Origin of the sequence: Agromyces seonyuensis (genome assembly GCF_009789225.1) — a bacterium.
Classification (GTDB): domain Bacteria; phylum Actinomycetota; class Actinomycetes; order Actinomycetales; family Microbacteriaceae; genus Agromyces; species Agromyces seonyuensis.
On record NZ_WSTA01000119.1, the window covers coordinates 1 to 9376 of the forward strand.

Genomic DNA, 9376 nt, shown 5'->3' on the forward strand with positions numbered 1-9376 from the left:
CAGGCGCGGCCGGCCGCGAGGTGGCGCAGCGCTGCGGCGAGGCGGCCGCGGGCGAGCGCGGCATGCGGCAGATGCGGCACGTCGAGCCGCTCGGCGACGCGCGCCGCGACGTCGGTTCGCCCGGCGAGCAGTCGTGTGAGCGCGGGGACGACCCGTTCGTCGTCGGCCTGCCGGTCGCGCGCGAGGTCGTACGCGGTGCGCTCCGGGGTGGTGCAGGGAACTCCGGCGTAACGGGCGAGGTCGCCGCTCGCCAGCACCAGCTCCGAGTGCTCGATGGTCGGCGCGAGGATGCTCGAACGGCGTTTGGCGATATCGCTCGCGAACTGCCCGACGACGGGTGGGGCGTCGACGGCGCCGTGCACCCAGGCCGCGGTGAAGCGGACCGCGATCAATCCGCCGGGGACGTCGACCGCGATCGCCGCCGCTCGGGTCTCGCGGAGGTCGGGCTCGTCGACCGCGGTCCAACCGGCGGCGAGCCGGACGAGATCGCCGTCGATGCGCGCGGCGCAGAGCTCGGCGAGGGGCAGATCGGCGGTCGTGAGCACGTCGGGGAGCCGGGGCATGGGTTCCATCCTGGGCCGCGGGCGGCGCCGGGGGAGCGATGACGCCGGAATGTGGAGAACCCCTCCGGCGTCGGAACGCGGGAGGGGTTCTCCAGAGGAAGGGACTGGCTCAGCCGCCGATCGCCTTGAGCCAGGCGCGACGGGCCTCGAGGGCCTCCGAGGCATCCTTGATCGCACGCTTGTCGCCGGAGCGCTCCGCGTCGGCGAGCTCGCTCTCGAGCTTCTCGATGGCGTCGTGGAGCTGGCCGAGCATGCCCTCGGAGCGGGCCTTCTTCTCCGGGTCCTCGTTCTGCCACTGCTCGTCCTCGAGCGAGCGCACGTGCGTCTCGATCTTCCGGATGCGGTCCTCGACGTTGCGCACCTGGTCGCGCGGGACGCGGCCCACGGCATCCCAGCGGTCCTGGATCGCGCCGAGCGCCTTGCGGGCGTGCTTCGGGTCGCGGTCGGTCAGGATCGGCTCGGCGTCGGTCAGGATCGCGAGCTTGAGCTCGAGGTTCTCGCGGTACTCCTCGTCGGTGACGGCGTCGACCTCGGCCTTGGCCTGGTAGAGCACGTCGCCGGCGGCCTTGAACTTCGCCCAGAGCTGGTCGTCGAGCTTCTTGCCCGCACGGCCGGCGAGCTTCCACTCGTCGAGCAGGCGCCGGTACTCGGGCACCGCGTCGGCGCCGCGCGGCGCGAGCGCCTCGGCGCGCTCGATGAGCGCCTGCTTGCGGGAACGGACGTCGCGGTGGGCCGAATCGAGCTCGGCGAAGAACGCGCGACGACGCGTCTCGATCGTGGTGCGCGCGGTGCGGAACCGCTTCCAGAGGTCGTTCGCCTCGCCCTTGGGCAGACGCGGGCCGTCCTGCTGGTGGCGCTGCCACGCGGCGAAGAGCTCGTCGAGCCGCTGCGAGGTCTGCTTCCACTGGGTCTTCGCGGGGTCCTGCGCGGCGAGCTCCTCGGCGGCGACCACGATCGCCGTGCGCTCCGCGACGGCGCTCTGGAGCGCGGCCTTGTTCTCGGCCTGCTGCTGCTCGGTCAGCTCGCCGACGGTGCCCGAAAGGGCTTCGAGCCGCTTGGTGAGCGAGTCGAGGTCGCCCACGGCGTGCGCGTCGACAACCGCGGTCGACAGCGTCGACACGGCCTTCGCGATGTCCGCGGCAGGCGCGCCGCGACGGGCTCGCTGCTCGAGCAGACCGACCTGGCCGGCGAGGTCCGCGAACTTGCGCTCGAAGTAGGCGAGCGCTTCCTCGGGAGTGCCGTCGGGGTACTGGCCGACGACGCGTTCACCGTCGCCGGTGCGAACGTAGACGTTGCCCTCCTCGTCGACGCGTCCCCACGACTGCTGTGCTGAATCCGTCACGGCCTCACCTTGAAATGGAACTCCACGTATCCGCCGATCGGGACACGTGCGGTACAGCCTATTGCAGTCCTCGACCGCCCTCGGTGCCGCGTTACTCGATCGTGAAACCGGTGATGGCGACGGGCACGGCGGGGGCGCCGTCGGTCGCGCCGTCGGCGACGCCCGCATCGATCACCTCGGACTGCAGCTCGTCGAGGCCGCTCGTGACCTTGCCGACGACCGTGTAGCCGCCGGTCGAGCCGTCGATGGTCGAGTCGGCGTAGACGATGAAGAACTGGCTGCCCTGGGAGTATTGGCTGTCGGAGCGGGCCATCGCGATGGTGCCGGCCGGGTAGAGGTCGTCGGCGGGGACGTTCTCGAGCGGGCCGTAGGCGTAGCCGGGGCCGCCCGTGCCGTCGCCGTTCGGGTCGCCGCACTGCAGGACGGAGATGCCGGAGGTCGTGAGGCGGTGGCAGTTGCCGTCCTCGTAGAAGCCCGACTGGATGAGCGAGATCTCGCTCGAGACGGCCTGCGGCGCGGCCGCGCCGTCGAGCTCGACGCCGAGGTCGATGCCGTTGAGCTGCAGGGTGCCCGTCCAGGTACGGCCGTCGGCGAGGTCGGCCGACGGGACGTCGCCGGTGTTGCCCTCGGCGGCGGGGGTCGTCGCGGGCGGGGTCGTGGGCGCCGCCGTCGTGGCCTCGGGAGCGCCGGGGCCCGCGCCGAAGTAGAGGAGCTGCGCGGCGACCGCGATGCCGATCACGACGACACCGGCGACCGCGGCGATGACGTTGTCGCGCACCCGGCGGCGACCCTTGTGCTCGTGCACCTCCTGACGCGCCTTGTAGCTGCGCAGTCGTGCGCGCTCCTGACGTGCCTGACGGTCGTTCGTGGCCACCCTCGCTCCTTCGGTTCGCTGGTTCCGAATCGTAGAGGACGCCGCTCTGCGGGACGAACCGGGCGGAAGCGGCGGCCGCGGCCGATCGGGCCGGGATCGTGCGCGGGCCGGGCCGTCCTGTCCGCGGCGGCGACTAGCGTTGGCAGTATGATCCGCCCCGAGAACGACCGCTTCGGCGCGCCCGCCGCACGCACCGCGGGGGTGCGCCGTGGCTGAGCAGCCGGGCCTGCGGTCGGGCGCGACCCCGCTCGCAGTGCGCATGCGTCCGACGAGCCTTGACGAGGTCGCCGGCCAGCGGCACCTGCTCACTCCGGGCTCCCCGCTCGTGGCGCTCGCGGGCGACCGCACAGGCGCGACCGGTTCGGTCTCGGTCATCCTGTGGGGCCCGCCCGGCACGGGCAAGACGACGCTCGCCCAGGCGATCGCCCGTTCGTCGGGCCGCAAGTTCGTCGAGCTCTCGGCGGTCACCGCGGGTGTGCGCGACGTGCGCCAGGTGATGGAGGAGGCGCGGGCGAGCCGCGACCTCTACGGGCTCTCGACCGTGCTCTTCCTCGACGAGATCCACCGCTTCACGAAGGCGCAGCAGGATGCGCTCCTGCCCGGCGTCGAGAACGGCTGGGTCATCCTCGTCGCCGCCACGACCGAGAACCCGTCGTTCTCGGTGATCTCGCCCCTGCTCTCGCGTTCGCTGCTGCTGACGCTCGAATTGCTCTCCGACGACGATCTCGGCGTGCTCGTCGACCGCGCGGTCGGGGATCGTCGCGGCTTGAACGGGGCCGTCGAACTCGAGGATGCGGCGCGCGCCGCGATCGTGCGGCTCGCCTCGGGCGATGCCCGCCGGGCGCTGACCGCCCTCGAGGCGGCGGCGCTCGCCGCTGCGGCCGAGCACGCGGATGCGCGCCCGGGCGCGGACGGCGCAGCGGATGCGGCCGAGGACGACGCCGACGAAGCGGAGGGCCGGGGGGCCGCGGATCGAGACGACGCCGGCGACGCGCCGGGCGACCCGGGCGACGGGTCGGATGCCTCGGACGCACGCGCCGGCGGGGGATCGGGACTGCCGCTCGTCACCGTCGACATCGTCGCGCGCGCGGTCGACCGCGCGCTGCTGCGCTACGACCGCAACGGCGACGAGCACTACGACGTCATCAGCGCGTTCATCAAGTCGGTGCGCGGCAGCGACGTCGATGCCGCGCTGCACTACCTCGCGCGCATGATCGAGGCGGGGGAGGACCCGCGTTTCATCGCGCGCCGCATCATCGTGCTCGCCTCCGAGGACATCGGCATGGCCGATCCCACCGCGTTGCCCGTCGCGGTCGCCGCCGCCGACGCCGTGCAGTTCATCGGCATGCCCGAGGGGCGCATCCCGCTCGCCCAGGCCGTCGTGCATCTCGCGACCGCACCGAAGTCCAACGCCGCGTACTTGGGCATCGACCGCGCGATCGCCGACGTGCGCGCCGGCAAGGCCGGGCCGGTGCCGAAGCACCTGCGCGACGCGCACTATCCGGGCGCGAAACGGCTCGGCCATGGCAAGGGCTACAAGTACCCGCACGACGACGCGATCGGTGTCGTCGAGCAGCAGTACCTCCCCGACCTCCTGCGGGGGGCGACCTACTACGACCCGACCGAGCACGGCAACGAGCGCGACATCTCGGCGCGGCTCGAGAAGCTCCGCCGCATCACCCGCGGCGGCGCCTCGTGAGGCGGGGCGTTCCCAGCCGATGCGCAGTTCGCCGCCGAGCATCCGTCTGCTAAACTGGACGCTGGCCTGAAGCCAGATCCTCGAGCGCGGCTGCGAGGGGATCACCGGCGAACGGGTGCGATCTGTAGCCGATCCACCCTTGGCGAATCCCTCTGACACAGTTCCGGGCGCACGTTCGCGCCCTGAACCCCTCTGAGATTCTTCCGAAAGGACATACGTGTCGAACCAGTCACGCAGCAAGACCCGTCTCTCCCGTGCGCTCGGCGTCGCCCTCACCCCGAAGGCCGCCCGCATCATGGAGAAGCGCCCCTACGCTCCCGGTGAGCACGGTCGCACCAAGCGCAAGCAGGACAGCGACTACGCCGTCCGTCTCCGCGAGAAGCAGCGTCTCCGCGCCCAGTACGGCATCCGCGAGAAGCAGCTGAAGATCGCCTACGTCGAGGCCAAGCGCACCTCCGGCCAGACCGGTGAGAACCTGGTCGAGCTGCTCGAGATGCGTCTCGACGCCCTCGTGCTCCGCGCCGGCTTCGCCCGCACCATGGCGCAGGCTCGTCAGTTCGTCGTGCACCGCCACATCCTCGTCGACGGCCAGATCGTCGACCGTCCCTCCTTCCGCGTGAAGCCGGGTCAGTACATCAACATCAAGCAGCGCTCCGAGGGCACCGAGCCCTTCCAGGTCGCGGCCGCCGGCGGTCACGTCGACGTCCTGCCGAAGACCCCGGGCTACCTCGAGGTCGAGCTCGACAAGCTGCAGGCGCAGCTCGTCCGTCGTCCGAAGCGCGCCGAGGTCCCCGTGACCTGCGAAGTGCAGCTCGTCGTCGAGTACTACGCCGCTCGCTAAGGCGAACGCGTCCGTGAGACGCACCCCGACGGGGGCCGTGCCGGATTGGCACGGCCCCCGTCGTCGTTTCCGCGGCCGGTGCGGGTACCGTGCGAGGCCCGCGCGGCGCCCGCACCGGTGCGGCGGGTGCTCGGCCGCCTCGCGGCGGACTCCCGTTCGCACGCCCTAGACTGGGCCGGTGATGCGCACGGGCGCATCGGAATCCGAGTGCAAGGGAGACCCGCCAGTGCAACGCGTCGTGTGGTTCGTGATCGGCGTCGCCGCCGGGTTCGTCGTCGCGCACCAGGTGAACCGCACCGACAGCGGTCGGGCCTTCTTCGAATCGGTCAACGCGAAGGCCGACGCGTTCAGCCGCGCCGTCGCCGACGGCTACCACGAGCGCGAAGCCGAACTCGCCGGTCGGGACTGACCTCCCGACGCCGCCCGCGGCGCACCGTACACTCCGGCGCCATCGCGCCGACGAACACCGAACAGGAACCATGCAGACCGCCGAAATCGCTCGCCGATACCTCGACTTCTTCGCCAAGCGCGACCACACGATCGTGCCGTCCGCTTCGCTCGTCTCCGACGACCCGACGGTCATGTTCACGATCGCCGGCATGGTGCCGTTCGTGCCCTATCTCCAGGGCCTCGTGCCGCCGCCCTTCCCGCGAGCAGCCGACGTGCAGAAGTGCATCCGCACCAACGACATCGAAGAGGTCGGCAAGACGGCCCGCCACGGCACGTTCTTCCAGATGCTCGGCAACTGGTCGTTCGGCGACTACTTCAAGGAGGGCGCGATCCAGTACGCCTGGGAGCTGCTCACCTCCGCCGAAGCCGACGGCGGCCTCGGGTTCGACGAGCGCGACCTGTGGGTGACGGTCTACGAGACCGACGACGAGGCGGCCGAGCTCTGGAAGAAGATCGCCGGGCTTCCCGAGCATCGCATCCAGCGCATGGGCCTCGACGACAATTACTGGTCGACCGGTCAGCCCGGCCCCGCCGGCCCGTGCTCGGAGATCTACTTCGACCGCGGCCCGAAGTACGGCAGGGACGGCGGCCCGATCGCCGACGACAACCGCTTCACCGAGATCTGGAACCTGGTCTTCATGCAGGACCTGATCGCCGACGTGAAGTCGAAGACCGACTTCCGCATCGTCGGCGACCTGCCGAAGAAGAACATCGACACCGGCATGGGCCTCGAGCGCGTCGCGTTCATCAAGCAGGGCGTCGAGAACATGTACGAGTCCGACCAGGTGCGACCGGTGCTCGATCGCGCCGCGGAGCTCTCAGGCCGCCGCTACGGCGCCGACCACGACGACGACATCCGCATGCGCGTCGTCGCCGACCACGTGCGCTCCTCGCTCATGCTCATGAGCGACGGCGTCGCGCCGTCGAACGAGGGCCGCGGCTACATCCTGCGCCGTCTGCTCCGCCGTGGCATCCGCGCCATGCGCCTGCTCGGCGTCGAGGGCGAGTCGTTCGACGCGCTGTTCGCCGCATCGCGCGACGCGATGAAGTCGGCCTACCCCGAGGTCGCGACCGACTACGCGCACATCTCGCAGCTCGCGCTCGGCGAGGAGGAGACCTTCCTCCGCACACTCTCCTCGGGCACGACCATCCTCGACGTCGCGGTGGCCAAGGCGAAGGATGCCGGTGCCGGCTCGATCCCGGGCGACACCGCGTTCCTGCTGCACGACACCTACGGCTTCCCGATCGAGCTGACGCTCGAGACGGCCGAGGATGCGGGCATCCAGGTGGATCGCACCGAGTTCGACCGCCTCATGGGCGAGCAGCGCTCCCGTGCGAAGGCCGACGCGAAGTCGAAGCGCCGTGCCGTCGCCGACCTGTCCGTCTACGCGGACTTCCGCGCGAAGGGCGAGACGGTCTTCACGGGCTACACCGACCTCCGCACCGACTCGTCGATCCTCGGCATCCTCGTCGACGGCGTGCCCGTCCAGCGGGCGATCGCGGGCCAGACGGCCGAGATCATCCTCGCCGAGACGAGCCTGTACGCGGAGTCCGGCGGCCAGGCGCCCGACCAGGGCGCCATCGTCGGCGACGGCTTCGAACTCCACGTGCTCGACGTGCAGAAGCCCGTCAAGGGCCTCATCAGCCACACCGTGACGGTCGCGCGCGGCGAGGTCGGCGTGGGCGAGCCCGCGACGAGCGTCGTCGACGCCGACTACCGCCGCGGCGCGACGCAGGCGCACTCCGGCACGCACCTCGTGCACGCCGCGCTCCGCCAGGTGCTCGGCCAGTCCGCGCACCAGTCGGGCTCGTTCAACAAGGCCGGCTACCTCCGACTCGACTTCGGGTGGAACAAGGCCCTCTCGGCCGAGACCCGCACCGAGATCGAGGAGATCGCCAACAACGCGATCCGCGACAACCTCGAGGTCGTCACGCGCGAGATGGCGCTCGACGACGCCAAGGAACTCGGCGCGATGGCGCTCTTCGGCGAGAAGTACGGCGACGTCGTGCGCGTCGTCGACATCGGCGGCCCGTGGTCGCGCGAGCTCTGCGCCGGCACCCACGTGTCCACGAGCGCCGAGGTCGGCATCATCAACCTCATCGGCGAGTCCTCCGTCGGCGCGACCAACCGCCGCGTCGAGTCGCTCGTCGGCCTCGACGCGTTCCGCCGCTTCGCCGCGGAGCGCGCCCTCGTGAGCGAGCTGTCGGCGAACCTCAAGGCCCGCCCCGAGCAGCTCGTCGACCGCGTCAGCGAGCTGTCCGCGAACCTCAAGGCCGCCGAGAAGAAGATCGCCGCCTTCGAGGCGCAGGCGCTCTCGCAGCGCATCCCGGCGCTCGTGGCGAACGCGACCCGCCGCGGCGAGATCCTGCTCGTCGCCGAGCACGTCGGCTCGCTCGCCTCGGGCGACGACCTGCGCTCGCTCGTCACGAGTGTGCGGGGGCAGCTCGCTGCCGAGGCGGCGGTCGTCGCGCTCACGGCCGAGGTGAACGGCAAGCCCGTCGCGATCGCCGCGACGACCGAGGCCGCCCGGGCCGCGGGCGCGAACGCGGGTGCGCTCGCGAAGCGCATGGCCGGCATCCTCGGCGGCGGCGGCGGCGGCAAGCCCGACCTCGCGCAGGGCGGCGGCACCGACGTCGCCGCGATCCCGGCGGCGCTCGACGCCGTCCGCGCGGAGATCGGCTGACGTCGATGCGAGCAGGAGTGCGGCTCGGCATCGATGTCGGTCGTGCACGCGTCGGGGTCGCGCGCAGCGACCCCGGCGCACTCCTCGCCGTGCCCGTCGAGACGGTCGCGCGGGCTGCCGACGGCGACGCCGACGTCCGGCGCATCGCCGACCTCGCGGCCGAATACGAGGCGATCGAGGCGGTCGTCGGGCATCCGCTCTCGTTGTCGGGTCATCCGACGGCATCGACGGATGACGCGGTCGCCTTCGCCGGTCGACTCGCGGACGCCCTCGGCATCCCGGTGCGCCTCGTCGACGAGCGGCTCTCGACGGTCACCGCTCAGCAGGCGCTCCGGGCGAACGGCAAGAAGGCGAAGCAGCAGCGCGCCATCGTCGACCAGGCCGCAGCGGTCGTCATCCTGCAACACGCCCTCGACGCCGAGCGCGCGTCGGGATCGCCAGGCGGCATACTCGTCGAAACGACCGAAAGGCCCTGACGCCCGTGTCCCAGCCCCCAGGCACGCGTCCGAACCCCGACGACGGCAGTTCCCGGCCGTCGCCCTGGAACGACGCCTCCGTCCAGCGGCCGCCGCAGTCCGCCGGACGCCCGATGACCCGACGCGAACTCCGTGAAGCCGAGGCGAGAGCCGCCGTGGAGCGCGAGGACGCGACTTCGGCCCCGCAACCCGCCGGCCCCGTGCCGGGCGCACCGCGCACGCCCGTCCCGCCGCCGCCGTTCCCGACCGGCACCGCGCCGATCCCGGCGTCGGCCGCCTCGACGGCGCCGCAGCCGCAGTACCTCCCGCAACCCGACACCGCGTACCCGGGCGTGCCGCAGCAGGCCCGCCGGACGACCGGAACCCAGCCGTCCGTCCCACGCCCGGCCGAACCGCGGCCGCAGCGACCGGCGGGTCCGCCCGACGGCGCCCCGGTCCGCCGCCCGG

8 protein-coding genes are annotated in these 9376 nt (G+C 72.0%); 5 read left to right on the forward strand and 3 right to left on the reverse strand.

The genetic code is table 11. The annotated features are described in order from the left end of the window. The 3 genes from GB864_RS17155 to GB864_RS17165 all read right to left on the reverse strand — a co-directional run. The coding region (locus GB864_RS17155) for a hypothetical protein (RefSeq protein WP_160426909.1) at positions 1 to 563 on the reverse strand (563 nt) is incomplete at its 3' end. A gap of 109 nt (positions 564 to 672) precedes the next feature. Continuing rightward, positions 673 to 1905, reverse strand: a complete 1233-nt coding sequence (locus GB864_RS17160) for a DUF349 domain-containing protein (RefSeq protein WP_336604063.1) — start codon at positions 1903 to 1905, stop codon at positions 673 to 675. A 91-nt stretch (positions 1906 to 1996) separates the two neighbouring features. Further along, positions 1997 to 2779 carry a peptidylprolyl isomerase gene (locus GB864_RS17165; protein WP_336604064.1) on the reverse strand — a complete coding sequence of 261 codons (783 nt, stop codon included), beginning with the start codon at positions 2777 to 2779 and terminating at the stop codon, positions 1997 to 1999. Between the two features lie 259 nt (positions 2780 to 3038). Here GB864_RS17165 and GB864_RS17170 point away from each other — a divergent pair, with 259 nt between their 5' ends. The 5 genes from GB864_RS17170 (at position 3039) to ruvX (ending at position 8929) form a co-directional block, all read left to right on the forward strand. Next, entirely contained in the window at positions 3039 to 4478 is a 1440-nt protein-coding gene (locus GB864_RS17170; RefSeq protein WP_160426912.1) for a replication-associated recombination protein A, read from the forward strand. A 217-nt stretch (positions 4479 to 4695) separates the two neighbouring features. Further along, positions 4696 to 5319 carry a 30S ribosomal protein S4 gene (gene rpsD / locus GB864_RS17175; protein ID WP_160426913.1) on the forward strand — a complete coding sequence of 208 codons (624 nt, stop codon included), beginning with the start codon at positions 4696 to 4698 and terminating at the stop codon, positions 5317 to 5319. A 226-nt stretch (positions 5320 to 5545) separates the two neighbouring features. Next, positions 5546 to 5728 (forward strand): hypothetical protein, encoded by a 183-nt coding sequence (locus GB864_RS17180; protein WP_160426914.1) that lies wholly within the window; start codon positions 5546 to 5548, stop codon positions 5726 to 5728. A gap of 70 nt (positions 5729 to 5798) precedes the next feature. Next, complete coding sequence (gene alaS, locus GB864_RS17185) at positions 5799 to 8453, forward strand: alanine--tRNA ligase (protein ID WP_160426915.1); 2655 nt, start codon at positions 5799 to 5801, stop codon at positions 8451 to 8453. Positions 8454 to 8458: 5 nt separating this feature from the next. Next, the gene (gene ruvX / locus GB864_RS17190) at positions 8459 to 8929 is read left to right on the forward strand and encodes a Holliday junction resolvase RuvX (protein WP_160426916.1); all 471 of its coding nucleotides are present in this window, start codon (positions 8459 to 8461) and stop codon (positions 8927 to 8929) included. Positions 8930 to 9376 lie beyond the last annotated feature (447 nt).